This is a genomic window from Mesorhizobium sp. P160927 (assembly GCF_057766385.1).
The window spans coordinates 5,921,055-5,947,301 of the sequence record NZ_JBYMDW010000001.1 but is presented as its reverse complement, the minus strand read 5'-3'; the positions used below and the strand labels follow the sequence as shown (position 1 = coordinate 5,947,301).

Here is a 26,247-nt window from a genome sequence, read left to right as displayed (position 1 = left end):
GCATGCGGCGAGGACGGGCGCAAGCCGGCACGCGCCGCCTCTGGCTCAGGCCCCTGCGGACCAGGGCAACGTCGTCTCATAGGCAGCCGCGGCCTTCAGCACGGCGAGATCGTCGCGTGGCCTGCCGATCAGCTGCATGCCCATCGGCCGGCCCCTGTCGTCGAAGCCGGCGGGAACATTGACCGCCGGGCAACCGCCCAGGGTGGCGAAGGCCGAAACCTGCATCCAGCGATGATAACTGTCCATCATCCGTCCCGCGACTTCGCGGGGCCAATGGGTGCCGACATCGAACGGAAAGACCTGTGCGGTAGGCAGCGCGATAAGGTCGAAGCGGTCGAACATCGACAGCAGCGTGCGGTACCAGGAGGTTCGGACGACCGAGGCCGCTCGTATCTCCGGCGCCGTCAACCGCATCGCGTTTTCCACTTCCCATACGGCTTCCGGCTTCAGCAGGCCACGCCTGGCGGGATCGTCATAGTGTACTTTCAAGGCGCAGCCGCTGCTGGCCTGCCGCAGCACCACGAAGGCCTGCCAGAGTGCCTCGAAATCGAAATCCGGTCGCAAGGGCTCGGTCAGGAAAGATACATCCGTGAACCGTGCGAGTGCTGCCTCGCATAAGTCGAGGATGCCGGGTTCGATCGGCAGATGACCGCTGAGATCGCCGAGCCAGGCGATGCGGCCACCGGTCGCCGCCGTCGCGAGCCCTTCGAGGAAGGAGCCTTGCTTCTCATAGGAGAGAGGCGCCTGCGGATGGTAGCCGGCCTGCACGTCGAGCAAGAGCGCCATGTCGGCGACGTTGCGGCCCATCGGCCCCTCGACGCCCATCTGCGCGTGGAAAACCTCGAAGTCGGGACCGCTGGGCACGAGCCCCTGCGATGGCCGAAAACCGTAGACATTGTTCCAGGCCGCCGGGTTGCGCAGCGAGCCGCCGAAATCGCTGCCATCGGCGACGGGCACCATGTCGAGTGCCAGCGCCACCGCCGCTCCGCCACTCGAGCCGCCGGCGGTCAGCGCCGGATCGAAAGCGTTCAGCGTCGGTCCGAAAACATTGTTGTAGGTGTTGGAGCCGAGCCCGAATTCGGGAACGTTGGTCTTACCGATGATGATGGCGCCGGCGTCGCGGATGCGTTCGACGAAGAAATCGTCTTCCTGCGGCACGAAATCGGCGAAGATCGGCGAGCCGAACGAGGTCCTGAGGCCGGTGGTCGAGGCAAGGTCCTTGATGGCGATGGGGAGGCCAAAGAGGGGGCTGGTTCCGTCCGTCCGCCTGATATCGGCGGCATCGGCCTCACGCAGGATGTCGGCACGGTCGCGCAACGAGACGATGGCGTTAACCATTGGATTGACCGCGTCGATGCGGTCCAGGAACGCCGTCACCACCTCGCGCACGGAGAGTTTCTTCCGGCGGATAGCATCGGCAAGCTCGACAGCCGACAGGCGGCAGATGTCGCTGGCCGCGGGCACAGCGTGTCTGGTGCGGGGACGCATCATCTCAACGGGCTTGCTGCAAGGCCTGGTCGACATCCTTGGCCAGTGGGATCGCCGGCTGGGCGCCGGGCTTGAGGCAAGCCAACGAGCCGGCGGCGCCGGCACGCGCCAATGCCTGTTCGAGCGTGAGGCCCGACGACAGGCCGGCGGCGAAATAGCCGCAAAAGGTGTCGCCGGCCCCGACCGTGTCGACCGGCGTGATCTGCAAAGCAGCGACGGTCAGGAATTCGCTCGGCGTCGCCGCCATCACGCCGTCGCCGCCGAGCGTGACGACGATGATGCGTCCAGTCTTGCTGGCATAGTCGCGCATGCGCGCCGCACGATCGCGGCCTTTCAGGGCAAGGGCTTCGCCATAGAGGTCGAATTCGGTTTCGTTCGCGACCGCATAGTCGGCCTTGCCGAGGAAGGCGGCTGCCCCGGCATGGAAAGGGGCGGTGTTGAGGACAGTGATCGCGCCGGCCGCCCTTGCTTGGTCTAGGGCCGCATCCACCGTCGCGAGCGGAATTTCATGCTGCAGCAGCACGACGTCGCCCTTTGTCAGAAAAGCCTTGGAGAGGTCGCCGGGCACCACGGAAGCGTTGGCGCCGGGCACGACGGCGATGATGTTTTCGCCGTCATCGTCGACCATGATCAGCGCCGTGCCGGTCGAGGCGAAGGTTTCTCCCACGCCCGACAGGTCGACCTTGGCCTCGCGCAGCAAAGCCAGTGCCTCCGGTGCGAAATTGTCCTTGCCGACGGCGCCGACCATCCGCACCTGAGCCCCGGCACGCGCGGCGGCGAGTGCCTGGTTGGCGCCCTTTCCGCCGGGGGCCGTCTTGAAGCTGGAACCGCTCACCGTCTCACCGGGGCTCGGCAAGCGATCGACATTGGCGATAAGGTCGAGGTTGATCGAACCGACTACGATAATCAAGAAATGCCTCCTACTGATGCGCGGAAGCTATCCTGCCGAGCCCTGCGATGCCAGACCACGCGAATGGTCCAGCGTGATTTGCCGCCTCACTCGCATCGCACGGTGACGATGCCCTGATAGTTGCCGGCGGGAAAGATACCGCTCGACTTGGTGGCGGTGAGGTCGATCTGCATGGCGTGGGTGCCGTTGGCGACCCTTTGCGGCACGCTTCCGTTGTTGTCGACCCCCGAGCCATCGAGGCGGAAGACCGAGGCGAAGGTCACGTTGGTGCCGCCGCCGCTCGGCGCGGACGAGAATGCCGCAGGCGCCGGTGCTGAAACCGAATAGCAGTCCAGCAAGTTGAGCAGCGAGCACAGAAAGGAACTTGCCACCACGGTGGCGCTGGCGCTTGATCCGCCTGCCTGCTTGGAACCCAGTATGCCGATGGCCGGATTTGCGGTCATGGTGCCCGATGCCCCGACGATGATGGTGCAGGTGCCGATGATCGCAGCCTGCGCCGGAAGGCAGCAGCCGGCGAGCGCGGCCATCGCGAGCAGCGCGCGGTTATTTCCTCTTCTTTTTCTTGCCATCGCCGCTTCCGGTCCTGATGCTCCAGCCTTCGTTGGCCCATCCGGGTGATGCGGCCACGGGCGTGGGAGCGCTAGCTGCCACGCTCGCAGTCGGCCCGTCACCGCCGAGGCCCATCTTGAGGAGCTTCAGCTCCAGCTGCAGGCGCTCGACCTCAAGCTCGTAGAGGCGGCTGCAATCGACGCGCTTCGGCGTACGCCCGATCGGAATCACCACACGGCCGTAGGTGGCGATGTCGTTGTTCGCCTGATTGTTGCCTCTGATGACGCCAAGGTCGAGATAGGCACCGGTGCCCGATACGGCCGAGCGACAGGTGGTTCCGTCGGAAGCGTGGACCTCATCCTGCCCTTGAGGCAAGGTCACGCCGGGCAGGTTGAAGCCGCTCTCATTCTGATTGAGGTTGTAGACATCCTCGGCCAAAACCGGCGAGATCCCTGCCCAGATTGCCGCAAACGCGACTGTCAGGACTTGCGGTGCCCAAAAAACTTTCCGCATATCTGTGCCCTTATCTGCGTCTGTTGATTGGGAAAGGGGATGCTCTCGGTACAGATACGCACTTTACGCTCGGCAGCGCCGCCGAAGGGCACGACCACGAGGACAGGACGGGACGCCTGCGAGCCCAGTTGGAAAACGCTCGGAGAGATCTTGGCGTCCACTGGCTGAAAATTCTGATCGTAGACGTGGATTTCGACCTTGATCTTCTGGCCGTAGGGATTGGCGGGAAACACGCGGACCGCGAAGGCGTCGGTGAAACTGTTGACCTCACCCCGCATCGGCGACATCGACTGGGCGCTGGCGGCAATGGCCGGCAGGCCGACGGCCAGCGCCGTTGCCAGGACTCGTGCATGTTTCAAGGACCCCTCCTTCGCGACGGCCTATTCGCAGCGCAGTGTTACCGTTGCCTGATAGTTTCCGGTGGCGAAGCGGTTGCTGCCGCCCTTGGTGCCGGCGAGATGGACCGAGACAAGGTCGGCGCCGGGGACAGTGAGGGCGGTGGTGGCCCCCGTTTCAGCGGTCGTGTGAGCGCCGCTGGCCGAATAGGTGGGTGTCCAGGTGGTGGCCGTGCTGTCCGCGGCGGGCACAGTGGTGAGGGTCACCGGATCGACGCTAAGTGAAACACCCCCCGTGGTGGTGAGCGTGACTGTTCCAGCCGAACCGCCGCTGTTGTGGGAGCTCAGCGACTGAAGGTCCGCGCTCACCGTCATCGTGCCGTTGGTGCCGACAACGAGCGTACAGGTCGCGGTGATGGTGCCATTGAAAATGACATTCTGCGTTGTGGCCATCGCCGCGTGGTCCAGGCACATGACCAGCAAGGCTGCACCAAACACGGTGCGGAACAACTTCATCGAGATCCTCCTATTAAGTCGGATCGCCCGAATTAATATGGATCATCATCGCTTTATCGTGGTTAATTTAGCGTAAACTCAAATAAGGATTTGAAAGAACGCGGTGAAGAAACCGGCGGTTGTCCAAGGTTGTATCCAGAAGTTCCAAATTCATGCGCAATAATACTGCGTATTCCAAATATTGGTATATTCTATGCGACGGAAAGCAAAAATCGACATTTCACGACGAAATCTGCCCCGCCTCCCAGCCGAGGATGGCGCGCTTGCGGGTCAGGCCCCAGTGATAGCCGGTGAGATCGCCTGATTTGCCGATGGCGCGGTGGCAAGGCACCACGAAGGAGAGCGGGTTGGCGCCGTTGGCGGCGCCGACCGCGCGGCTGGCGCTCGGCGCACCAATGCTGGCCGCGATCGAGGAATAGGTACGGGCCTTGCCCATCGGAATCTGGAGCAGCGCCTCCCAGACGCGGACCTGGAAGTTGGTCCCGATCATGACGACATGAAGCGGCTGATCGGCGCGCCAGAGCGTCGGCTCGAAGATGCGCGCGGCATAGGGCCCTGTCGCTTCCCTGTCGTCGACATAGAGCGCGTTCGGCCAGCGGCCGGACATGTCGGCAAAAGCGGTGCGTTCCTCGCCGGCGTCGCAGAAGGCGAGGCCGGCAAGCCCGCGGTCGGTGGCCATGATCAGGGCAGTGCCGAACGGGGAGCTGTGATAGCCGTAGCGGATGGTGAGGCCAGCGCCGCGCGTCTTGTAGTCGCCCGGTGACATCGCCTCATGGGTGACGAACAGGTCGTGCAGCCTGCCGGGGCCGGACATGCCCAGTTCGAAGGAGGTTTCGAGCAGAGGCATTCCTGAATCGAGCAGCCTGCGCGCATGGTCCAGCGTCACCGCCTGCAGGAAGGCCTTGGGCGAAAGGCCGGCCCAGCGGGTGAAGAGTTTTTGCAAGCCGGTCGGCGTCTCGCCGACCTCCTCGGCCAGTTCTTCCAGCGATGGCTGGTCGCGATAGTCGAGGCTGATCTTTTCGATGGCGCGGCGCACGATTTCGTAGTCGCTGCCCTCAGGCGTGATGTCCTTCTTGAGGACTGCCGTGTGTGTGCTCATGGACCTGTCTCCTTGGGCTGGAATATCGCCCCTTGGGGCGCGGATCGCCACCCGAAACTTGCCTTCTTGCAGCCCTTGCCCAGATAGACCCGGGCTTCGAGCCAGCGAGCCGCTGATGGCTGGCGAAAAAGTCCATCCGGCGGGGGCAAAAGAGACATTGCTCATGACGCTCCACCGCAACGCGCTGGAGAGCCGGATGCCGGATCCGCTGCTTGGGTTCATTTCGCGGACCCGCAGGCGAACTGGTCTTCGACGCCTATAGCCGTTTCGGCCTGACGCTGCTTCGTCTCAATCCGACGATCAAGGCGACGGGCGCGCCAAGGTCCATTGGGGATCGACGACCCGCACGAACTGGAACGGGCGGTTCCGAAGCTGCGGTTCAGCGAGGGCATCTCGGCCTACAAGCCTGAGCACGCTGCCCGAATGGGCTGGTCCGCCAAGCTGTTCGTTCGCGTTTGGAAATACGTTCCGGCGCTGCGCAAGATCGGCAGGCTGCTGCGGTATCGCTTCTGAAGCACAGTGTTAGTCGCGAACCGCCCTATCTGTTTGTTTCCACGCAATTCCCAACGGAAATTTCCTGGAATTGCCTTTAGCGCGCCTTGGCGGTCGCCAGCGCGCGCGAGAAGGCAGTGGCGAAGCTCTCGCGCGAATCGGGGTCGAGGAAGCCGCCGATCGGCACGTTCTGTCCTTGTGCTTCCACGGTCATTTTGGTGATGCCGATCTCGGCGTGCCGGGCGATCGAAAACCGTACCCAGAACGGATTGAAGCGATGCGCTTCCGACTTTCCCGAGGGGGCCGTCTTGCGAATGTCGAGGCTGGTGCGCGAGACCGACACTTCCTCGCGGGCGCGTGCAGCCCGGTAATTGACGCGGAAGGCGATGTAGACGGCCACCACGTCGAGGCCGAAGAAGCCGAACACCGGCCAGGCACCGCGCGACAGGAAAAACGCACCCGTCACCAGCCAGCCGAACATCAGTGCGCCCATCAGGATCAGGAAGCCCGTCCTGCCCAGCGACCGGTGCGGGGTCAGCAATGCATGAAAGAAGGGCTCGTCAGCCTGAAACGAGGCGTTTGTGTCACTCATGACAGACTATTATAGGAGGGAAATGGCGCGTCCCAAGTCCAATGAGTCTTCCATGCCCGAAAAAGAGCTGCCGGCCGGACGGCGTGATGGGTCCAATGCCAAGCCGCGCCCTCGGCCGCTGCGGCGCTCGTCCCGCTACAGCCCGGCCGAAGTGCATGAGATTTTCCGGCGTTTTTCGGTACAGCGGCCGGAGCCGAGGGGCGAACTCGAACACGTCAATGCCTTCACGCTGCTGGTGGCGGTGGTGCTTTCGGCGCAAGCGACCGATGCGGGTGTCAACAAAGCGACGCGGGCTCTGTTCAAGGTTGCCGACACGCCGCAAAAGATGCTGGCGCTCGGTGAAACCAAGGTCGGCGACTATATCAGGACCATCGGTCTCTGGCGCAACAAGGCCAAGAACGTCATCGCCCTATCGCAGGCGCTGATCAGCGACCATGGCGGCGAGGTGCCGGATGACCGCGATGAACTGGTCAAGTTGCCCGGTGTCGGGCGCAAGACCGCCAATGTCGTGCTCAACATGGCCTTCGGCCAGCATACGATGGCGGTCGACACGCATATCTTGCGCATCGGCAACCGGCTTGGCCTGGCGCCGGGCAAGACGCCGGAACAGGTCGAGCAGGGGTTGTTGAAGATCATACCGGACGAGTATATGCGCCATGCGCATCACTGGCTGATCCTGCACGGCCGCTATGTCTGCAAGGCGCGCAAGCCGGATTGCCCGGCCTGCGTCATTGCCGATATTTGCAAGGCAGAGGTGAAGACGAACAGCATTCCGGCGCCCCTGGTGCCGATCGCTCCGCTTGAAACTGTCGCCGCCGAAGATCAGATGCCGTAGCCGCGCGCCATCGCCGCCGCGAACACCGGGATCAGCAGGAAGACGACAGCCTCGGCGCGGATGTAGGTCTTCACCGAAGCCAGTTCGCCCAAGGGCACGGCGAAGGATGGATCGGCGCTGGCCTGCCTGTTCCAGGAAATGAAACGGACGGTCGGGATGATCGACAGCAGACCGACGATCGCAAACGCCGTCATCTTGGCCCAGAACACCCAGTTGTGGACGTAGAACTCCCAGCCTTTGAGCCCCCAGACGAGACGGCCGATGCCGACGACGATGATGAGGGCGGCGATGATGCCGTAATGGCGGTCGATGGCGGCGAGCCGCTTCAGTGTCGCGGCGGGCAGGTCGCCACGGATCAGCACGAATTCGGCGCCGATGATCCCCGCCAGCGAGAACACCAGCAGGTGATGAACAATGGCAAGCGCAAGGTCGGTTGTATCCATGCTCGTCGCCCCAGGTCGATGGCCCAAACTCGCCTGTAAAAAGGTCGCGTTGGCAGGTGCTGAATCATCCTGCGGGGAAAATAACACCGCCGCATGGATTTCCCATAGCGGAGTCCGCACCTAGCCATAGGCAGCGTTGACGCCGAATCCTGGCAGGTTACGTTCGCAGACGTGACCGGATTGAAACGAGCCGTGAACCCGATGACCGACACGGTCCGCGCTGCCCTGGTGGAGCGCGGGCTGACGACCGCCTATGAGGCTCGGCCGGACTATCAGAGGAACGACTATCTGGGCTGGATCCGCCGCGCCAAGCGACCGGACACCAGGCGAAAGCGGCTCGACCAGATGCTGGATGAATTGCAGCGTGGTGGTGTCTACATGAATATGGTTTGGCACGGCTGAAGTTCTCTTCGATCAACTAGGCCTCCCTGGATGATGGCGCGTATCGCCCTGGCCCTTGCACCGCACCAGCGATTTGCTAAGCGCTGACGATCAGCGAGGCATATCGTCATGAAAAATCCGCACGGCGTTCCGGTCATCGAAACCGAGCGAACCATTCTAAGGGCGCACCAACTGGAGGATTTCGATGCCTATACCGCCATGTGGGCCGACCCCGTCGTCACCCGCTTCATCGGCGGCAAGCCGCGCACGCGTGAGGAAAGCTGGATGCGCTTCCTGCGCCATGCCGGCCTGTGGTCGCTGCTTGGCTACGGCTTCTGGGCCATCGAGGAGAAAGCGACCGGCCGCTTCGTCGGTGAGGCCGGTTTCCACGATCTGAAGCGCGACATGGAGCCGTCGATCGAAGGCATCCCAGAGGCGGGGTGGGCGCTCGCCCCGGCCGCGCACGGCGCCGGCCTTGCCACGGAGATCGTCAGCCGCGTGCATGGCTGGGGCGACGAGACGTTCGGACGTGCCAGAACCGTCTGCATCATCGATCCCGAAAATACGGCTTCGCTGAACGTCGCCAGGAAGTTCGGCTATACCGAGCTGACGCAGACCCTCTATCACGATGCGCCGACCATCCTGTTGGAGCGGCTGCCCTGAGCGGTGTCAGGCGAGGCGGAGGGCGCCGACAACCAACCGGCCAGGCGCTACAAACGCGCAATCCGGACGGAAAACCGCTGCACACCTGACCTGCTGCGGCCGGCCTTGAGGCGCAGCTTCCCTACAAGGGCGGCGAACGGAAGTTGGAGGTCTTCCGACGCCATAATGGCGGGAGCTAGGGCCAAGCCTCCGTCGCGAGGCTCACCTGATCCAGCATGGAGGCATCCCCGCCGAAGGCGCGAGTGGCGCGGGCCGCCGCCTCAAGCAGCGGGCGCTTCATGCGCCCAAGAAAGGCAGCGTCGACGCGCGTGCTTGGACCAGCCAGCGTCAAGGCGCCAAGCAGCACGTGGCCCGGCCCAAAAACCGGTGCCGAGACGCCTGCCGTTTCGTGGTCGCGGTCACCCACAGCGAGACAATTGAACGTTTTACGGATGGTTTCGTAGGGTTCGCCCTGCTGTCCCGAAAACGCCGCCAGCACGCGCCCGCCCGAGCCGGCGAGCAGAGGCAATACGTCGCCTTCGCGTATCGTGTAGCGGATCGGATGCTTGGATTCGACCCGATAAAGACAGGTGCGCACGTCTCCCGAGCGGACGTAGAAGGCAACACTCTCCCAACTTCGTTCGGAGAGATCGCGCATGATCGGCAACAGGATGTCCGCCGCCACCACCGAACGCTGGTAAAGCGCGCCAAGCCGAAAGGCGGCGGGTCCGACGCGATAGCGCCCATCGTCCAGGCGCTCGAGCAGTTGCCCGCGCAACAGCGAATTGGCGAGCCGCAGTATCGTACTTTTGTAAAGCCCAGTGCGCATCGCGATTTCAGCAAGACTTAGCGAGCGGTCGGCCGTGCTGAAGGCATCGAGGATGGCGATCGCCCGGTCGAGTGCCGCAACACCTTCGACGGAGGTGCGCCGAATTTCGGCATCAGCCGAGTTGCCTGGTAAGTCCATTGCGGTTCCCAATCCGGAGAAGCCCGAGCGGAACCACTCTGTCGCGCCACCGCACCGTTCTGTCCAGAAGAATGTCGTTCCTGTTGACGGAACAAGGTAAAATCTGCTTGAACTTGATCACGGGTCTGTGAACAGGCGCGTTTTGGCAGGCACCGGAGGAGGTGTCGTGATCTGGAGGAATCCCATGCTGAACAGACGCAGATTTTTGATGAGCACGGTGGCGGCTGGCGCGGCCGGGCTGGTGGCATCGCATTTCTCACCCGCCTTCGCCGAAGTTGCACCTCAAGTCCAAATCTTCGTGCCGGCAGCGCCCGGCGGCGGCTGGGACCAGACGGCGCGCACGATGGATCAGGTGCTGCGCGGCGAGAAGCTCATCTCCGGCTCCCAGATCACCAATGTCGGTGGCGCCGGCGGCACGGTAGGGCTGCCGCAGTTCATCAATCAGTGGAGCGGCAAAGGCAATTCGCTCATGGTCGCGGGCATGGTCATGGTGGGGGCTATCATCGCCAACAAGGCAGCCAACAACCTGACCCAAGTCACGCCCATCGCTCGTCTCACCGGTGAGTTCGAGGCCTTGGTGGTGCCGGCGGACTCGCCGTTCAAGACGGCCGCCGATTTCGTCGCGGCGCTCAAGGCCGACCCGACGAAGGTTCCTGTCGCGGGCGGCTCGGCCGGTGGCTCCGACCACATCCTGTTCGGCCTGATCGCCAAGACGGTTGGCGTTCCGGCTCCCAGCCTCTCCTATGTACCGTTCGCGGGGGGCGGCGAAGCTCTGTCGGCATTGCTCGGCAACCAGGTGGCGGCCGGCATTTCCGGCTTCGGCGAGTTCTCCGAGCAAGTCAAGGCGGGCGCGCTCAGGCTGCTCGCCATTTCGGCCGACAAGCGCCAGGACGGCATCGACGCGCCGACGCTGAAGGAAGCCGGCATCGATGTAGAACTGTTCAACTGGCGCGGCGTCTTCGCGCCGCCCGGCATTTCCGACGCCGACAAGGCGGCGATGATCACGCTGGTCGAAACCATGGCCAAGAGCGATGCATGGGCGACCGAATGCAAGAACCGCAACTGGACGTCCATCCTGCTCACCGGCGACGATTACGCGAAATTCGTCACCGAGGATTCGGCTCGCATCGAGGCCATCCTCAAAGATCTCGGTCTCGCCTGATTTTCCCCAAGGGACGGCGCGAGCCGTCCCACATTCTTCAATTGCAGCCGGCCGCAGGGAGGCGATCGGTACTAGAGGGCACGGCGAAGGTTGGCCGCGGTCTCGGCCATCCATAGCGGGAGGACATTCATGAGCACCATCAACCAGCAGGCGGCGCCCTCGCGGCTGGCCGTGCCGGAATTGCTGATCGGCGTCGGCCTCCTGGCCTGCGCCGGGGCCGTGGCCTGGCAGACGCTGGCGATCCCGATCTCGCCGCTCTATTCCAAGGTTGGTCCGACCGTCTTTCCCTATCTCACCATGGTCGGACTGGTTGTGCTTTCCCTGGCACTCATCCTCGCCGCGCTTCGCGGCGGCTGGCAGCCGGAGGAGGAAAAGGAAACGCCGACCGACTGGAAGGCGATGGGCTTCGTCGTCATCGGTCTGCTGGCCAATCTTGTGCTCATCCAGCCGCTCGGCTTCACGGCCGCATCGGTCATCATGTTCGTTCTGGTCTGTTACGGCTTCGGCAGCAGGCATACGCTGCGGGATGTGCTCACCGGCCTTGTGCTGGCGCTGGCTGCTTATTTCGGCTTTGCCAAGGCGCTCGGCGTCAACATCGGCGCCGGTTTTGTCGAGAACCAGCTCAACATGGTGATCGACGCGTTCACAAGCACGCTGGGAGGCTGAGACCATGGATACGCTCAGCCATCTCGCACATGGTTTCGCGGTCGCTTTCAGCCCGACCAATCTTTTGTGGTGCCTGCTCGGCACGACGCTTGGCACCGCCATCGGCGTGCTGCCTGGACTTGGGCCGGCACTGACCATCGCGCTGCTGTTGCCGATCACCTATCAGGTGGCGCCGGAGGCGTCCTTCATCCTGTTCGCCGGTATCTATTACGGCGCCATGTATGGCGGCTCGACGACGTCGATCCTGCTCAACACGCCAGGCGAGAGCGCAACCATCGTGACGGCGCTGGAAGGCAACAAGATGGCCCGCTCCGGCCGCGGCGGCGCCGCGCTCGCCACCTCCGCGATCGGCTCGTTCGTCGCCGGCACCCTTGGCACGCTCGGCGTCGCCTTCCTGGCCCCGGTCGTGGTCAAGTTCGCGCTGGCTTTTGGCCCGGCGGAGTATTTTTCGCTGATGGTGCTCGCCTTCATCACGGTTTCGGCGGTGCTTGGGTCGTCGGCGGTGCGAGGCCTGACCAGCCTGTTTGCCGGCTTTGTAATCGGGATGATCGGCGTGGATCTGCAGACGGGCCAGCCGCGCTTCACCTTCGGCATGACGGAATTGCTCGACGGCGTCGACGTCATCATCGCCGCCGTCGGTCTGTTCGCGGTTGGCGAGACGCTCTACATGGCCTCGCGCCGCTATGCCGGCAAGGACGAGATCGTGCCGCTGAAAGGCTCGCTCTACATGACGGCGGCCGAATGGGGCCGCTCATGGAAGGCTTGGCTGCGGGGAGCGGCGATCGGCTTTCCGATCGGCGCCATGCCGGCCGGCGGCGCCGAGATCCCGACCTTCCTGTCCTATGCCATCGAAAAGAAACTGTCGAAGCACAAGCAGGAGTTCGGCACGGTCGGCGCCATCGAGGGCGTTGCAGGCCCCGAAGCCGCCAACAACGCGTCCGCGGCCGGCGTGCTGGTGCCGATGCTGACGCTTGGGCTGCCGACTTCGGCGACGGCGGCGATCATGCTGTCGGCCTTCCAGAGCTACGGTATCAACCCTGGACCGCTGCTGTTGACGACACAGGCCGATCTCGTCTGGGGGCTGATCGCCAGCCTGTTCATCGCCAATGTCATCCTGGTCATCCTCAACCTGCCGCTGATCGGCCTGTGGGTGCGGCTGCTGAAGATCCCGGCGCCGCAACTTTATGCCGGGATCCTGGTGTTCGCCACTGTCGGCACCTACGGCATCTCGCAGTCGCCGATCGATCTCGTCATCCTCTATCTCCTGGGCGCCGCGGGCTTCCTGATGCGGCGATTCGATTTCCCGACCGCGCCCGTCATCATCGGCATGATCCTGGGACCGCTTGCCGAAACCCAGTTCCGACGGGCGATGACTATCTCCAACGGCGACTGGTCGGTGTTCTACAAGCATCCGCTGTCGCTGACCCTGCTGACGCTCGCCTTCATCGGCCTCGTCGGGCCGCATGTCTGGGCCTTCATCGAGCACCGGCGGCGGCGTGGTCCCGAACATGTGCCGGGCGATGCCTGAGCGATCTGAAAAGATATGACAGACCTGCTTTCCGGTATCCGCGTCCTCGACCTGACCAATGTTCTCGCCGGGCCTTACTGTGCCTATCAGCTGGCCTTGCTGGGAGCTGACGTGATCAAGGTCGAAGGGCCGCAAGGCGGCGACCTGGCGCGCCAGCTCGGCGGCTCGCCAAAGCTCAACAGCGCGGGTATGGGCGCATCGTTCCTGGCCCAGAACGCCGGCAAACGATCGGTCATGCTCGACCTCAAGAACGAGACGGATCGCGAGCGCTTCCTCGACCTGGTCGCCAGCGCCGATGCGCTGGTCGAGAATTTTCGTCCCGGCGTGATGAAACGCCTCGGGCTTGGCTACGAGATGCTGAGGGCGGTCCGCCCGGGCCTCGTCTATTGCGCGATATCGGGTTTCGGGCAGAGCGGGCCAATGCGCGACAACCCGGCCTATGACCAGATCATCCAGGGTCTTTCCGGGATCATGAGCATAACCGGCACGCCGGAAACCGCGCCGCTGCGCGTCGGCTATCCCGTCGCCGACACGCTGGGAGGCTTGGTCGGCGCGTTCTCCATCGCCGCGGCACTGGTCAGGCTGAAGACATCGGGCGAGGGGGCGTTCCTCGACGTGTCGATGCTCGAATGCACGCTTTCCGCACTTGGCTGGCCTGTTTCCAACTATCTGACGGCAGGGGTCGATCCCAAGCCGATGGGCAATGAGAACATGACGGCGGCTCCCTCCGGCGCCTTCCGCACCGGCGACGGGCTCATCAACATCGCCGCCAATAAGCAGGAGCAGTTCGTGGCGCTGTGCCGTCTGATCGGACGGCCGGAACTGGCGTCGGACCCGCGCTTTGCCGAGCGCGAAACCCGCAAGCAGAACCGCGCCGCGCTCAAGGCCGAGATCGAGGATGCTCTGGCAAGCGATCCGGCGGCAATTTGGGAAGAGACGCTCAACCGAGCCGGCGTGCCGGCGGGCCGGGTACTGACGATCCCACAAGTGCTGACCGAACCACAGGTGCTCGAACGCCAGGTGACGGCTCGTTTCGAGAATGTGGCTGGAATGGAAGGGCCGCTGACCGTCCTGCGCGGCGGTTTCATGATAGACGGCACGGCACCGTTGCCGACGCGGCCGCCGCCAGTGCTGGGCGAGCACATGGACGAGGTGTTCGCCGGTCTGCCGCCGCACGCCAAGGCAAAGGCCCTGACATGAGCGGCGTGGAGAAGAAAACAGGCCGCGCGCGCGGCGAGGAATGGTGGCAGACCGGCATCATCGAGATGAGCCCCGGTGTGATCCGGCTGCGCGGCTACGAGATCCAGGACCTGATCGGCCGCGTCAGCTTCCCGGCTGTCATCTGGCTGATGCTGCGTGGCGAATTGCCCAGCGAGGACGAGGCGGCACTGCTCGGCATTGCCTTGGGGGCGGCCGTCGACCACGGGCCACAGGCGCCGTCGATCGCCATCGCCCGCATGGCGGCCACCTGTGGCGTCGGCATCAACAGCGCCATGGCCTCGGCCATCAACGTGCTGGGCGACGTGCATGGCGGCGCCGGCGAGCAGGCGCTTTCCTTCTATGGCGATATTGCCGTGGCGCTCGATGGCGGCATGGCCCTAAACGAAGCGGTTTCGACACGTCTCGACCGGTTCTTCGGGCAGGAGAAGGGCTATGTGCCGGGGCTTGGCCATCGCTTCCATCCTGTCGATCCGCGCGCGCCGCGCCTGCTGGAACTGGTCAGAGATTTTGCCGCGCGTGGCGTGGTCAACGGCCGCTTTGCCGACATCGCCGAGGCCGTCGAGGCCGACGTAGCGCGGCGCAAGGGCAAAAAAATCCCGCTCAACATCGATGGCGCCACCGCCGTCATCTATGGCGAGCTCGGCTTTCCGCCGCCGCTGACGCGCGGGCTCTTCGTGCTGTCGCGTTCCGTCGGCATCCTGGCGCATGCCTGGGAGCAATCTCAGCAGTCCGAGCGCAACAAGGGGCCGCTGCCGCGCGAATGGCTGTGGGCCTATAGCGGTCCGCCGGCACGGCCGCTTCCCGGAGATGAGGGCGCGGACAATTGAGGCTTATGCCTGCTCGAGCGGCGTGGGCCCGGGAAGCTTCAAGGTGTTCACCAGCGTCGAGAGATCGGGCTCGTCGATGAGCATCGCGGCGTCGGCCGGCGCCAGCCAGGCCCGCTGCCGCCGCTTGGCTTCCTGCCAATCGGCAAGCTCTTCCGTCACTTCCAGCAGAAACACGACGACGTCGACGCGGACAAAGCGGTTGGCCAAGCGTTTCCAATAGGAATAGGTGCCCGCCGGCTGCTTCAGCGTCTTGCCGAGCACGCCGGCTTCCTCCAGCGCCTCGATGGTGGCTGCCTTGCGCCCGCTCTTGCCTTTCATCGGCCATCCCTTGGGCACGATGAAGCGTCTCGTGGTTCTCGATGTAACCAGCATCACCTCGATGCCGCCATGCGCGTTTACCCGGAAGGGTATCGCCGCCACCTGGCGGATCCCTTCGCCCCGCTTGGCTTGGCGTACGGCCTTTTTCTTGGTGGCTGCCATCTCAATAATCCAGTCGCTGCAATGCCCCTTAGCGTGCCGCGACGCCTTTGGAAAATCCAAACTACCGCAGGGACATCCGAAGTGCCCTATCATGTAAGTCGGCTAAATAAAAGAAGCTGCCCGTCCGTCAGCGGCAGGTGCTCACGGCGGTGTTGCCGATTATTTGCGTCTGGCAGCTCGGCCTGACCTGCGGCACGACCGGCGGCGGTTGCTGGACGATGATGCGATCCTGGGCACGATACTGCTGTTGCTGCTGCTGAAACTGCTGCCGCTGAACCCGGTTTTGCAAGGCTTGCAGATCGTTCTGCTGGATGAGTGTGTTGTTTCTGACCGCGGGATTGAGCACCTGCGCGGAAGCGGGCGTCGCAAAGCCGGCGGAAACCGCTCCAGCCAGCACCACCAATGGGAAAATCATCGATGAACGACGCGTATACATCCATCCATTCCTGCAAGAAATCTCATCACACCAGATATATAGGACGTTTGCCCGGCGATGCCATGGCGAATGCCGATCAGCCTCACGCCAACCGAGCCGCGCAAGGGCTGGTACCCGCGCGCTGGCTGCGTGTTCCGGTAAGGAAGAAGGGTCGGTTGCCGGTTTCAACTTTTTCCACCAAGGAGGGGGAGATCGAAGGCCGCTTCGCCGCGGCGGAGAATCTGCTGGCAACCCCGCATTGCACTGACGGAGGCGATCGATTCGCCGCTCTATCGGGTCGGCGCCTGCCTCGAGCTGAATTGCGGCAATGGCGTCGGCATGTCCGTCAGGTATAATGGCGCCTTCGGGAAACGGAGGCGGAGCCGGGCGGGTGAGATCTTGATGAGGAAATACGCGTATTTCGCATCAGTGCTGGGTGCTGCCTGCATCGCAGGCCTGCCGGCCATGGCGGCGCAAACCAAGGGCGACAAGGTGACGGCAACGCCGCCCGCCGCAACTGACGCGCCGCAACTGCAGGGTGGTGCTTCGGCCTTGTCCGAAACCCATGGTGACTGGACGGTCAATTGCCAGATATCGAGCACGAACAAGGTCTGCAGCCTGTCGCATCAGCAGTTCAACAAGCGAAGCAACCAGCGGCTTTTGGCGATCGAGCTGTCGAACAAGACCGGCGAGGATGCGACCGGAACGCTCGCCCTGCCTTTCGGTCTGGCGCTTGCAAAGGGTGTCGCGCTGACCGTCGACGATCAGAAGCTCGACGGCAGCCCGCCGTTCAGCACCTGCCAGGTGATCGGCTGCCTAGGGCCAGTGGCGTTCGATGCCAATGTCACGCCGCTGCTCAAGAACGGCACCACACTCAAGATCGATGCGTTCGCGGCCGATACGGGGCAAGTCGTAAGCTTTTCCATTCCGCTCAATGGCTTCAGCGGTGCGCTTGCCCGCACGGCGGAGCTTTTGGCCAACTGAAGGCTTGGCTCACCGCAAGCGACAGGGGTGTTGGCGGCCAACGCTTCCGCCGACACTTGTCAGACGACGATCGTCTTCAACCGCTCGGCGATGAGCGCGGCAAGCCGTGCCGCTACCTCGTCCTTGGTCATTTCAGGCCATTCCTCGACGCCGGCCTTCGACACGATCCGCACCCGGTTGCGATCGCTGCCCATCACGCCTGAAGAACCGATGCCGCTTTGGTGCGACACATCGTTGGCGACGATAAGATCGGCCCCTTTCTTCCTGAGCTTGGCCTCGGCGTTGCGCAAGAGATCCTGCGTCTCGGCGGCAAAGCCGACGACCAGAGCTGGTCGCTGCTCGTGGTGGCCGACACTCGCCAATATGTCGGGGTTTTCGACCATGCGCAGCACCGGCGGGCCTTCGCCCGCGACCTTCTTGATCTTCTCACCGGCTGAATTCTCGGTGCGCCAGTCGGCAACGGCGGCGACGAACACCGCGGCGTCGGCGGGCAGAAGCTGTTCCACCGCGTCGCGCATCTCCTGCGCCCGTTCGACATGGAGGGTCTTCACTCCGGTCGGATCGGCGATGGTGACGGGACCGGAGACGAGGCGCACATCGGCGCCGAGCCTTGCCAATGCCGCGGCGATGGCGTGGCCCTGCTTGCCGGACGAGCGGTTCGCGATATAGCGCACCGGGTCGATCGGCTCGTGCGTCGGGCCCGACGTGACGATGATCTTGCGTCCCGCCAGTGGCTTGGGGCCGGCATCGAGCAGCGCCTCGACCGCGGCGACGATCTCCAGCGGTTCGGCCATGCGGCCTTCGCCGGCCTCGTTGCTCTCGGCCATCTCACCCTTGGCGGGGCCGACGAAGGTGATGCCGTCCTTGCCCAAGCTCGCGCGGTTACGGCGGGTGGCGGGATGCGACCACATCCTGGGGTTCATCGCCGGGGCCATCAGGACCGGCTTGTCGGTGGCGATGAGCACGGTCGAGGCCAGATCGCTGGCATGGCCATTGGCGAGCTTGGCCATCAGGTCGGCGGTGGCGGGCGCCACCACCAGGAGGTCCGCCTCGCGCGACAGCCTGATGTGGCCGACATCGTGCTCATCCTTGCGGTCGAACAGGTCGGTGAAGGCATGGTCGGCGGAGAGCGCACCGACCGACAGCGTGGTGACGAACTCCTGCGCCGCCGATGTCATGACGACGCGTACCGCCGCGCCGCGCTCGCGCAGCCGGCGAATGAGGTCGAGCGCCTTGTAAGCGGCGATGCCGCCGCCGATGATAAGCAGGATGCGCTTGTTGGAAAGCGTGCCTCGCGGCAAGCTCTTGCCTGTCAAGGCTGACGCCCGGATCGGCGTGCCTTGCGAATTGGTGAGTTCTTGCAGGGCTTTCTCGATCTGGTCGAGACGACCAACCGGGCCCACTTGGCCGTCGACAGCGGCCCGGATCATCACCCGCGCCTGTTCTTCCATGGAGCGATTGTTTGCCGCGGCCAGGCCGCGCAGCAACTCCTTGACCTCATCGTCTAGGTTACGGATCGTGATGCTGGCCATGTGATTGCACTCTACTCATCTTGCCTGATAGCGATGATAGCAATGCAATCAAATTGCCGCAACCAGCTGGCTTGCCGCCAATACGGGCCTAGTGAAGCGTCCAGGCAATGTAGACCAGCGTCAGCGCGATCACCCATAAGGCGACACGGCCGGAACGGTTGTAGCGCGCTTCGGCCTTACCTATGGCTCGGGCGGTCGCCTCGTCGAAGCGCAGGCCGTGCTCGGCCATCAGGTCGATCTCTCGCGACAGCCGTTCCGTACGGGCCGCGAGTTCCGGCGCCTGGCGGATCAGCGCCAGCATCGCCTTGCCGCCGTCGCGCGCGTCGGCCAGCAAGCCGCGCGGCCCGAGGTTCCCGGCTATCCAGCCGCCGACCACCGGTTCGGCGGTCTTCCACATGTTGAAAGCCGGATCCAGCGTGCGCGCCACGCCCTCGACAACCACCATGGTCTTCTGCAACAGGATCAATTCCGGCCGTGTCGCCATGTCGAAGAGTTCGGTCACCTCGAACAGCAGCGTCAGAAGCTTGGCCATCGAAATGGTTTCGGCGGGCTGGCCGTGGATCGGCTCGCCGATGGCACGGATCGCCTGGGCGAAGGCAGAGACATTGTGCTGGCGCGGGACATAGCCGGCCTCGAAATGCACCTCGGCGACGCGCAGATAGTCGCGTGTAATGAAGCCGTAGAGGATCTCGGCGAGGAAGCGGCGCTCCTTCTTGCCGAGGCGCCCGGCAATGCCGAGATCGACGGCGACGATGGTGCCGTTCGCCTCGACGAACAGATTGCCCGGATGCATGTCGGCGTGGAAGAAGCCGTCGCGCAGCGTATGGCGCAGGAAAGACTGGATGAGGTTGGCGGCGATTGCCTTAAGGTCATGGCCGGCGCTTTGCAGGCCGGCGATGTCGTTCATCTTGACGCCGTCCACCCATTCCATGGTCAGCACGTCGCGGCCGGTGCGTTCCCAGTCCACCGAAGGGACGCGGAAGCCAGGGTCTTCCCTGGTGCTTTGGCCAAGTTCCGAGAGCGCGGCCGCCTCGAGGCGCAGGTCCATCTCGATCCTGGTGGTCTGCGCCAGCGTCTCGGTCACCTCGACCGGCCTCAGCCGACGCGACGACGGTATGTATTTCTCCTGCAGGCGGGCGGCGAGGAAATAGCTTTCGAGGTCCTGAAAGAAGCGGCGTCGCACGCCCGGCCGGATGACCTTGACCGCTACCTTCCTGACGACACCACCATCGACGGTTTCAGCGGCATGGACCTGAGCGATGGAAGCCGCGGCGACCGGGTCGCCGAATTGCTTGTAAAGATCGCCGAGTTTGCGCCCGAGCGAGGCTTCGATGGCGGCGACCGCTTCGGCCGTCGGGAAGGTGTGCATCTTGTCCTGCAGCATGGCGAGATCGAGCGCCATGTCGTTGCCGACGACATCGGGCCGCGTGGCCAGGAACTGACCAAGCTTGACGTAGGATGGGCCGAGCCGGACCACCGCCTTGGCCAGCCGATCGCTGCGCTGATAGGCGAGCGCGCGGCGGCGGGTGAACAGCCGAGCGAGCCGCCAGCCGAATTTCGGCAGGCCGGACAGTTCCTCGCCGGGCAAGGCGGCAACGACGCCCTCGCGCACCAGCACCCAACCGGCCCGTACGAGCCGGAACCCCGCGCTGACGGTGCTCATGGCCGCGTCCGCCCTACCGGTTCATCGAACTGGCGCAAGGCTCGTCGCGTGAGAAAGGTCGGCGACGGCTTCAAAGCTTCCAGCCCGAATGCAGGGCCGCTATGCCGCCGGAATAGTTGCGGAAGGAGACGCGGCCGAAGCCGGCCCGAGAAATCATCGCCGCGAAGTTTTGCTGATTGGGGAATTTCGCGATCGATTCGACCAGATAGGAATAGGGCTCGCCGTCCCCGGTGACCAACTTGCCGATCCTGGGGATGGCATTGAACGACCAGGCTTCGTAGACCTTGTCGAGCAGCGGCATCTCGACCTCGGAGAACTCCAGGCACAGGAGACGGCCCCCGGGCTTCAGCACGCGGAACGCCTCGCCCAGGGCCACGTCGATATGCGGGACATTGCGAATGCCGAAGGCGATGGTGTAGGCGTCGAAGTTGGCGTCAGGGAAGGGCAGTTCCTCGGCGTTGGCCTCGACGAAATCGGTGTTGGCGGACAAACCCTTCTTCTCGGCCCTGTCGCGGCCGACGGCGAGCATCGAGCCGTTGATGTCGAGCACGGTGGCATGGGCATGCCCATGGCTGGCATCGACGATGCGGAAAGCGATGTCGCCGGTACCGCCGGCAACATCGAGCACGCGCCAGCCCGCGAGCTTGGGCGGATTGAGCCAGGCGACCATGGCATCCTTCCACAGCCGGTGCAGGCCGGCAGACATCAGGTCGTTCATCAGGTCGTAGCGGTTGGCGACCTTGTGGAAAACATCGTTGACCAGGGATTGCTTCTCGCCTTCCCCTACACGCTTGAAACCATAGGAGGTTTCCATGCCGCCGGCGGCCGTGGTTCTCTCAATTGACATTTTTTTGATCCGTCATAAAACCGGCGGGACCATAGCCGATCGATGATGCGGGCGCTATTGTTTAAGGCGCGGTGTTCAGCCGCGCTTCCAGGTGGTGGGTTTCAAGACCTGGACTGACCGACGGGATGATTGAATGCCTCTGAAAGCGGAACTGCACTGCCACATCGAAGGGGCAGCGGCGCCCGATCTCGTCATCCGCCAGGCGCAGAAATACGACAAGGACACCTCGCCTTATATCCAGAACGGTTCCTTCGTCTGGCACGATTTCACCTCCTTTCTCGCAGCCTATGATTTCTCCGCCGACCTGTTCCGGACCGAGGAGGATTATGCGCGGCTGGCCGACCACTATCTGACCAGCCTGGCCCGCGATGGCGCCATCTACTCCGAGGTGTTCACCTCGCCGGACCACGCGGCGAAAGCCGGGCTGTCACCCAAGGCCTACACCGATGCGCTCGGCGAAGGCATGCTGCGCGCCAAGGCAAAAACCGGCATCGAGGGGCGCATGATCGTCACCGGCGTGCGCCATGTCGGTGTCGAGTCGATCGAGCGTGCGGCACGCTTCGCGGCGCGTTGCGGCCACCCGCTGGTCACCGGGTTCGGCGTCGCCGGCGATGAGCGCGTGGGCGAGATGGAGGACTATGTCAGGGCTTTCGAGATCGCGCGCGAGGCCGGGCTCGGCATCACCGTCCATGCCGGCGAACTGACGGGCTGGGAAACCGTCCAAGCGGCACTCGACCATATCCGCCCGTCGCGCATCGGCCATGGCGTGCGCGCCATCGAAAACACCGACCTTGTCCGGCGTATCGCCGACGAGGGTGTCGTGCTGGAATGCTGCCCCGGCTCCAATATCGCGCTCAAGGTGTTCGACAGTTTCGCCGATCATCCCTTTCCCGCCCTGCAGGCGGCCGGCTGCAAGGTGACACTCAACTCCGACGACCCGCCCTATTTCTGGACCTCGCTGAAGCGCGAATACGATATCGCCGCCGAACATTTCTCGATGAGCGAAAAGGCGCTTGCCGCTGTCACCAGAACAGCCATCGAAGCCGCCTTCGTCGACAGGAAGACCAAGACAGCGCTTCTCGCCCGGCTGAACGGCGCGACACGCTGATTTCTTCCGACAAAGCTGTGGTCGGTGCGGGCCAAGCGGTTCCTTGGCCGGTCCATTGTCGCTAGGGTTCGCCCAAGCAGCTTGAAGCGCGGCATATCCGAAAGGATCCATGCGCGCGGTCTCGGGCGACACGCATCAGGAGAACATCATGAAGGGCGTCACCGTCGTCGATCATCCGCTTGTCCAGCACAAGCTGACCATCATGCGCAAGAAGGAGACCTCGACGGCCGGCTTCCGGCGGTTGCTGCGTGAGATATCGCTGCTGCTCGGCTATGAGGTCACCCGCAATCTCGAACTGACAACGACAACCATCGAAACGCCTATGGAGACGATGGAGGCTCCGACGCTGGAGGGCAAGAAGCTGGTCTTCGCCTCGGTGCTGCGCGCCGGCAACGGCTTGCTCGAAGGTTTGCTCGACTTGGTGCCGGCGGCCCGCGTCGCCCATGTCGGCCTCTACCGCGATCACGAAACGCTGGAGGCCGTCGAGTATTTCTTCAAGGCGCCGAGCGACCTCGCCGATCGGCTGGTCATCGTCGTCGACCCGATGCTGGCGACAGCCAATTCGGCGATCGCGGCGATCGACAAGTTGAAAGAGCGCGGCGCCACCAACATCCGCTTCCTGTGCCTGCTGGCGGCGCCAGAAGGCATCGAGCGCTTTACCAAGGCGCATCCGGATGTTCCGGTCTTTACCGCGTCCATCGACCGCCAGCTCAACGAGAAGGGCTACATCATGCCCGGCCTTGGCGATGCCGGCGACCGCATGTACGGGACGAAGTAATACCGAACAATGTGCTTGGTGTTTTTTACCAGGCGTTTACGCAAAGACGGGGTTCCGGCGCGCGTTAAAGCGGCAAACACCATCCGGCGCTAATGATCAGCTCTTCACAAAGGCCGATCCATGCTGCGCAAGCTTCTCATTCTCAGCGTCTTTGCCGGTGCGTCGGCATCGATCCCGGTCGTTTACCAGTCGAATCCGCGAATATTCGAAAACCTGCTGAAATCGGCGGTGACGGCCAAGCCAGCGGGCGAGACGCAACCGGATGTCAGCCTGGCTTCCGTTCCCGACAAGCCGGTAGCGCCGCTGCCGACCGGCCGGAAGGTCGTGGTCGCGGCGGACGGGCGCGGACACTTCTCGTCGACCTTCAAGCTCAACGGCCGTCAAGTCGACGGCATGATCGACACCGGTGCGACGCTGGTCGCGGTCAATACGTCGACGGCACGTCGGATCGGACTGTCGCTCAATCCCTCCGATTTCAGCCACGAGGTCAACACCGCCAACGGCACCATCAAGGCAGCCGTGGTGACGATCGATCGCCTGCAGATCGGCAGCATCAGCGTCGAGGGTGTGCAGGCGATCGTGCTCGACGACAGGGCACTGCGCACCAACCTGATCGGCATGAGCTTCCTCAACAGGCTCGGCAAATACCAGGCTGAGAACGGCACATTGCTGCTGGTTCAGTAGGTCCACTCAGCCACGCGGCAGAATCCGCCGGATGACCGACTTGTCGGCGGCCGGCTTCGAAGCACCGATCGCATAGGCTGAGAGCACGGTCGCGGCTGCCGTCTCGGCATCGCACGGTGAGCGGGCGTGGATCAGCGCCAGGGCATCTCCGACGTGTACTTCCGCGCCTATGGGCAGCAGCCTGGTGATGCCGACCGAGGAGTCGATCTTGTCGTCGGGCCGGGTGCGGCCACCGCCTAGGCCGACGACCGCAAGACCGATGTCGCGGGTGGCGATGCCAGTGACGAAACCCTCTGACGTCGCTTTCACCGCGATTTCCGTTTCTGCTTCCGACAGATATTTCTCCGGCTTCTCGATGAAGTCCGCCGGGCCGCCGAGCACGGTCACCATGCGCGCGAAGGTCGCGGCGGCGCGACCGCTGGCGAGCGTCTCGGTGGCGCGGCGCATGCCGTCCTGGTTCGATGATACCAGTCCCGCCGACTGCAGCATTTCGGCGGCCAGCGCCAGCGTCACCTCCTCCAGCCGCCGGTCGCGCAGGCGGCCGGTCAGGAAATCGACGGCATTGCGCACCTCGACGGCATTGCCGGCGGCGGAGGCAAGCGGTTCGTTCATGCCGGTGATCAGCGCCGAGACTTTCAGTCCGGCGCCGCTGGCGACCTCGACGAGGCTATTGGCAAGCGCGGTCGCATCCCGGGACTTCTCCATGAACGCGCCATTGCCGACCTTGACGTCGAGCACCAGAGATTGCAGACCCGCCGCGAGCTTCTTCGACAGGATCGATGCGGTGATCAGCGGCACGGACTCCACGGTTCCGGTCACGTCGCGGATGGCGTAGAGCCGGCGATCGGCAGGTGCCAGGTCGGCGGTCTGGCCGATGATGGCGCAGCCGGTTTCCAGCACGGCTTTGCGGAACAGCGCGATGTCGGGTTGGCTGATGTAGCCGGGAATGGCATCCATCTTGTCCAGCGTGCCGCCGGTATGGCCGAGGCCGCGGCCCGAGATCATCGGCACATAGGCACCGCAGGCGGCAACGATCGGCGCCAGCATCAGCGAGACATTGTCGCCGACACCGCCCGTGGAATGTTTGTCGGTGACAGGGCCTGGCAAATCCGACCAGTCGAGCACGTCGCCGGAATCGCGCATGGCCAGCGTCATCGCCACCGCCTCGTCGCGGTTCATGCCGTTGAAGAACACCGCCATGGCGAAGGCCGCGACCTGGCCGTCGGTTACGGTACCAGACGTCACGCCGTCGATGAAGGCGGCGATCTCGTGAGGCGCCAGCCTGTGGCCGTCGCGCTTGTGACGGATGATTTCCTGTGGAAGCATCAGCTCTCCAGCAGCCCGTCACGGAACACGCGCTGCAGCACCGTTGCCAGCCGCGATCCGCCAACCGGCGCCATGTCCTTGGTTTCCTGGTGCGAAAGCTCGGCTCCGGTCATGCCGGCGGCCAAATTGGTGATGACCGAGCAGGCGGCGACGCGCAGGCCGAGGAAACGCGCGAGAATGACTTCCGGCACGGTCGACATGCCGACGGCGTTGGCGCCCATGATGCGCGCCATGCGGATTTCGGCCGGTGTCTCGAAACAGGGGCCCGAGAACCACATGTAGACGCCCTTGTGCAGCGCTGTGCCGGTCGCCTTCGCCGCGCCTTCGATCGCCTCGCGGATGCCGGCATCATAAGCTTCGGTCAGGCCGACGAAACGGCGGTCGCTGGGCTCGCCGATCAGCGGATTGGTGCCGGAGAAGTTGATATGATCGGTGAGCAGCATCACCGAACCCGGCGGCATATCCGGATCGACCGAGCCGGCTGCGTTGGTGAGGATCAGTTTCGTGACGCCGATGCCGGCGAGCACCTCCAGCACCGGCCGCATCGCCGCGGCGTCCCCATGCTCGTAATAGTGGGCACGGCCGGACAGCATGAGCACCGGAACGCCGGCAAACAGGCCGGCGACCACTTGGCCGGCGTGGCCGCTGACACCGCTCCTGGGAAAGCCGGGCAGGTCGGCATAGGAGACGCGGATCGGATTCTCGATCCGGTCGACCAAGCCGCCCAAGCCGGAACCCAACACCAGAGCGGTCGACGGCGCCAGGCCGTCCAGCCTTTCGATAAGGTGGTCGACCGTTTTTTGCGTCATATCAGCCAACTCTTCATTTCAAGATGTCGCCGCGGAAGCCATAGGGCAGCATGTCGCCCATCGTGACCGTTTCTGCGACGCCCGCAGCGTCGCAGAGATAGAGCTTCGTTTCCGGGCGGCAGAATTCGGCCAGCCGCTGGCGGCAGCCGCCGCAAGGCGAGCATTTGGCCATGCGTTCGGCAAGGACGGCGATTTCAACGATCTTGCCGCCGCCGCCCATGATGTAATGGCCAAGCGCGGTGGTCTCGGCGCACCAGCCTTCCGGATAAGAGGCGACCTCGATATTGGCGCCGGTGAAGACGCGTCCGTCCTCGGTGCGTAGGGCGGCGCCCACCGGGAACTTGGAATAGGGCGCATAGGCCTTGGCCATGGCTGCCTTGGCCGCTTCGAACAGATCATGCGACATTCAGGTGTTCTCTCCGACGATCATGTCCAAAACCCGGCGCTTCGTCCGC

At 64.0% G+C, this 26,247-nt stretch carries 31 protein-coding genes; 13 read left to right on the top strand and 18 right to left on the bottom strand.

Annotated features, from left to right (window positions below; translation table 11 throughout):
- Positions 1-45: 45 nt before the first annotated feature.
- From AC3CB8_RS29105 to AC3CB8_RS29075, 7 genes are all read right to left on the bottom strand, one after another.
- Positions 46-1,491 (bottom strand): amidase, encoded by a 1,446-nt coding sequence (locus tag AC3CB8_RS29105; RefSeq protein ID WP_023770611.1) that lies wholly within the window; start codon positions 1,489-1,491, stop codon positions 46-48.
- Position 1,492: 1 nt separating this feature from the next.
- Complete coding sequence (locus AC3CB8_RS29100; RefSeq protein ID WP_352563664.1) at positions 1,493-2,398, bottom strand: ribokinase; 906 nt, start codon at positions 2,396-2,398, stop codon at positions 1,493-1,495.
- An 86-nt stretch (positions 2,399-2,484) separates the two neighbouring features.
- On the bottom strand, positions 2,485-2,967 hold the full coding sequence (locus AC3CB8_RS29095) for a hypothetical protein (protein WP_023770609.1): 483 nt from the start codon (positions 2,965-2,967) through the stop codon (positions 2,485-2,487).
- On the bottom strand, positions 2,942-3,460 hold the full coding sequence (locus tag AC3CB8_RS29090) for a hypothetical protein (RefSeq protein ID WP_023770608.1): 519 nt from the start codon (positions 3,458-3,460) through the stop codon (positions 2,942-2,944). The genes AC3CB8_RS29095 and AC3CB8_RS29090 overlap by 26 nt, the downstream gene beginning before the upstream one ends.
- Positions 3,427-3,819, bottom strand: a complete 393-nt coding sequence (locus AC3CB8_RS29085) for a hypothetical protein (protein WP_023770607.1) — start codon at positions 3,817-3,819, stop codon at positions 3,427-3,429. The genes AC3CB8_RS29090 and AC3CB8_RS29085 overlap by 34 nt, the downstream gene beginning before the upstream one ends.
- Before the next feature lie 21 nt (positions 3,820-3,840).
- The gene (locus AC3CB8_RS29080; RefSeq protein ID WP_023770606.1) at positions 3,841-4,311 is read right to left on the bottom strand and encodes a hypothetical protein; all 471 of its coding nucleotides are present in this window, start codon (positions 4,309-4,311) and stop codon (positions 3,841-3,843) included.
- A gap of 220 nt (positions 4,312-4,531) precedes the next feature.
- On the bottom strand, positions 4,532-5,410 hold the full coding sequence (locus AC3CB8_RS29075; protein WP_352563665.1) for a methylated-DNA--[protein]-cysteine S-methyltransferase: 879 nt from the start codon (positions 5,408-5,410) through the stop codon (positions 4,532-4,534).
- A 327-nt stretch (positions 5,411-5,737) separates the two neighbouring features.
- On the opposite strand from AC3CB8_RS29075, the gene AC3CB8_RS29070 reads away from it, so the two are divergent.
- A complete protein-coding gene (locus AC3CB8_RS29070; RefSeq protein WP_023770604.1) occupies positions 5,738-5,923 on the top strand; it encodes a hypothetical protein in 186 nt (61 codons plus the stop codon).
- Positions 5,924-5,999: 76 nt separating this feature from the next.
- Here AC3CB8_RS29070 and AC3CB8_RS29065 read toward each other — a convergent pair whose 3' ends face one another.
- Positions 6,000-6,494 (bottom strand): DUF2244 domain-containing protein, encoded by a 495-nt coding sequence (locus tag AC3CB8_RS29065; protein WP_023770603.1) that lies wholly within the window; start codon positions 6,492-6,494, stop codon positions 6,000-6,002.
- A gap of 22 nt (positions 6,495-6,516) precedes the next feature.
- Between AC3CB8_RS29065 and nth the strand changes: the two genes are divergently transcribed.
- A complete protein-coding gene (nth, locus tag AC3CB8_RS29060) occupies positions 6,517-7,329 on the top strand; it encodes an endonuclease III (RefSeq protein ID WP_023793765.1) in 813 nt (270 codons plus the stop codon).
- On the opposite strand, the gene AC3CB8_RS29055 is transcribed toward nth, so the two are convergent.
- Positions 7,317-7,772: a DUF2214 family protein gene (locus AC3CB8_RS29055; RefSeq protein ID WP_023793768.1), complete on the bottom strand. Its 456-nt coding sequence runs from the start codon at positions 7,770-7,772 to the stop codon at positions 7,317-7,319. The genes nth and AC3CB8_RS29055 overlap by 13 nt on opposite strands.
- Positions 7,773-7,973: 201 nt before the next feature.
- On the opposite strand from AC3CB8_RS29055, the gene AC3CB8_RS29050 reads away from it, so the two are divergent.
- Both AC3CB8_RS29050 and AC3CB8_RS29045 read left to right on the top strand, forming a co-directional pair.
- A complete protein-coding gene (locus tag AC3CB8_RS29050) occupies positions 7,974-8,174 on the top strand; it encodes a YdeI/OmpD-associated family protein (protein WP_023770600.1) in 201 nt (66 codons plus the stop codon).
- Between the two features lie 108 nt (positions 8,175-8,282).
- A complete protein-coding gene (locus AC3CB8_RS29045) occupies positions 8,283-8,816 on the top strand; it encodes a GNAT family N-acetyltransferase (RefSeq protein ID WP_352595584.1) in 534 nt (177 codons plus the stop codon).
- Positions 8,817-8,991: 175 nt separating this feature from the next.
- Here AC3CB8_RS29045 and AC3CB8_RS29040 read toward each other — a convergent pair whose 3' ends face one another.
- Positions 8,992-9,762: an IclR family transcriptional regulator gene (locus AC3CB8_RS29040; protein ID WP_352595582.1), complete on the bottom strand. Its 771-nt coding sequence runs from the start codon at positions 9,760-9,762 to the stop codon at positions 8,992-8,994.
- 184 nt (positions 9,763-9,946) lie between these two features.
- On the opposite strand from AC3CB8_RS29040, the gene AC3CB8_RS29035 reads away from it, so the two are divergent.
- The 5 genes from AC3CB8_RS29035 to AC3CB8_RS29015 all read left to right on the top strand — a co-directional run bounded on the left by AC3CB8_RS29035 (position 9,947) and on the right by AC3CB8_RS29015 (position 15,166).
- Positions 9,947-10,924: a Bug family tripartite tricarboxylate transporter substrate binding protein gene (locus AC3CB8_RS29035; protein ID WP_352563668.1), complete on the top strand. Its 978-nt coding sequence runs from the start codon at positions 9,947-9,949 to the stop codon at positions 10,922-10,924.
- 129 nt (positions 10,925-11,053) lie between these two features.
- Positions 11,054-11,590 (top strand): tripartite tricarboxylate transporter TctB family protein, encoded by a 537-nt coding sequence (locus AC3CB8_RS29030; protein WP_352546682.1) that lies wholly within the window; start codon positions 11,054-11,056, stop codon positions 11,588-11,590.
- A 4-nt stretch (positions 11,591-11,594) separates the two neighbouring features.
- Complete coding sequence (locus AC3CB8_RS29025) at positions 11,595-13,118, top strand: tripartite tricarboxylate transporter permease (RefSeq protein ID WP_023793776.1); 1,524 nt, start codon at positions 11,595-11,597, stop codon at positions 13,116-13,118.
- Between the two features lie 15 nt (positions 13,119-13,133).
- A complete protein-coding gene (locus AC3CB8_RS29020; RefSeq protein WP_023781195.1) occupies positions 13,134-14,318 on the top strand; it encodes a CaiB/BaiF CoA transferase family protein in 1,185 nt (394 codons plus the stop codon).
- On the top strand, positions 14,315-15,166 hold the full coding sequence (locus AC3CB8_RS29015) for a citryl-CoA lyase (RefSeq protein WP_023781196.1): 852 nt from the start codon (positions 14,315-14,317) through the stop codon (positions 15,164-15,166). Before AC3CB8_RS29020 ends, AC3CB8_RS29015 begins: the two co-directional genes overlap by 4 nt.
- A 3-nt stretch (positions 15,167-15,169) precedes the next feature.
- On the opposite strand, the gene AC3CB8_RS29010 is transcribed toward AC3CB8_RS29015, so the two are convergent.
- Positions 15,170-15,646: an NUDIX hydrolase gene (locus tag AC3CB8_RS29010; protein ID WP_023781197.1), complete on the bottom strand. Its 477-nt coding sequence runs from the start codon at positions 15,644-15,646 to the stop codon at positions 15,170-15,172.
- Positions 15,647-15,773: 127 nt separating this feature from the next.
- Positions 15,774-16,082, bottom strand: coding sequence for a hypothetical protein (locus AC3CB8_RS29005; protein ID WP_023781198.1), 309 nt, complete (start codon positions 16,080-16,082; stop codon positions 15,774-15,776).
- A gap of 381 nt (positions 16,083-16,463) precedes the next feature.
- On the opposite strand from AC3CB8_RS29005, the gene AC3CB8_RS29000 reads away from it, so the two are divergent.
- Entirely contained in the window at positions 16,464-17,045 is a 582-nt protein-coding gene (locus AC3CB8_RS29000; RefSeq protein WP_352563669.1) for an invasion associated locus B family protein, read from the top strand.
- A gap of 59 nt (positions 17,046-17,104) precedes the next feature.
- Here the strand turns inward: AC3CB8_RS29000 and coaBC are convergent, their stop codons facing one another.
- From coaBC to ubiE, 3 genes are all read right to left on the bottom strand, one after another.
- Positions 17,105-18,577, bottom strand: a complete 1,473-nt coding sequence (gene coaBC, locus AC3CB8_RS28995) for a bifunctional phosphopantothenoylcysteine decarboxylase/phosphopantothenate--cysteine ligase CoaBC (protein ID WP_352546684.1) — start codon at positions 18,575-18,577, stop codon at positions 17,105-17,107.
- 88 nt (positions 18,578-18,665) lie between these two features.
- Positions 18,666-20,240 (bottom strand): 2-polyprenylphenol 6-hydroxylase, encoded by a 1,575-nt coding sequence (ubiB, locus tag AC3CB8_RS28990; RefSeq protein ID WP_352563670.1) that lies wholly within the window; start codon positions 20,238-20,240, stop codon positions 18,666-18,668.
- Positions 20,241-20,310: 70 nt separating this feature from the next.
- Positions 20,311-21,087 (bottom strand): bifunctional demethylmenaquinone methyltransferase/2-methoxy-6-polyprenyl-1,4-benzoquinol methylase UbiE, encoded by a 777-nt coding sequence (gene ubiE / locus AC3CB8_RS28985; RefSeq protein WP_352726379.1) that lies wholly within the window; start codon positions 21,085-21,087, stop codon positions 20,311-20,313.
- Positions 21,088-21,220: 133 nt separating this feature from the next.
- Here ubiE and AC3CB8_RS28980 point away from each other — a divergent pair, with 133 nt between their 5' ends.
- The 3 genes from AC3CB8_RS28980 (at position 21,221) to AC3CB8_RS28970 (ending at position 23,657) form a co-directional block, all read left to right on the top strand.
- Positions 21,221-22,195, top strand: a complete 975-nt coding sequence (locus AC3CB8_RS28980; RefSeq protein ID WP_352546687.1) for an adenosine deaminase — start codon at positions 21,221-21,223, stop codon at positions 22,193-22,195.
- Positions 22,196-22,343: 148 nt separating this feature from the next.
- Positions 22,344-22,973: a uracil phosphoribosyltransferase gene (upp, locus tag AC3CB8_RS28975; RefSeq protein ID WP_015315749.1), complete on the top strand. Its 630-nt coding sequence runs from the start codon at positions 22,344-22,346 to the stop codon at positions 22,971-22,973.
- A 120-nt stretch (positions 22,974-23,093) separates the two neighbouring features.
- Positions 23,094-23,657 (top strand): TIGR02281 family clan AA aspartic protease, encoded by a 564-nt coding sequence (locus tag AC3CB8_RS28970; RefSeq protein ID WP_023770586.1) that lies wholly within the window; start codon positions 23,094-23,096, stop codon positions 23,655-23,657.
- Positions 23,658-23,663: 6 nt separating this feature from the next.
- Here the strand turns inward: AC3CB8_RS28970 and deoA are convergent, their stop codons facing one another.
- The 3 genes from deoA to cdd are packed head-to-tail and all read right to left on the bottom strand — an operon-like array spanning position 23,664 to position 26,198.
- Positions 23,664-24,983 (bottom strand): thymidine phosphorylase, encoded by a 1,320-nt coding sequence (gene deoA, locus AC3CB8_RS28965; protein WP_352563671.1) that lies wholly within the window; start codon positions 24,981-24,983, stop codon positions 23,664-23,666.
- The gene (locus tag AC3CB8_RS28960; RefSeq protein ID WP_023781206.1) at positions 24,983-25,792 is read right to left on the bottom strand and encodes a purine-nucleoside phosphorylase; all 810 of its coding nucleotides are present in this window, start codon (positions 25,790-25,792) and stop codon (positions 24,983-24,985) included. Before AC3CB8_RS28960 ends, deoA begins: the two co-directional genes overlap by 1 nt.
- Before the next feature lie 13 nt (positions 25,793-25,805).
- Positions 25,806-26,198 (bottom strand): cytidine deaminase, encoded by a 393-nt coding sequence (gene cdd / locus AC3CB8_RS28955; protein WP_023781207.1) that lies wholly within the window; start codon positions 26,196-26,198, stop codon positions 25,806-25,808.
- Positions 26,199-26,247 lie beyond the last annotated feature (49 nt).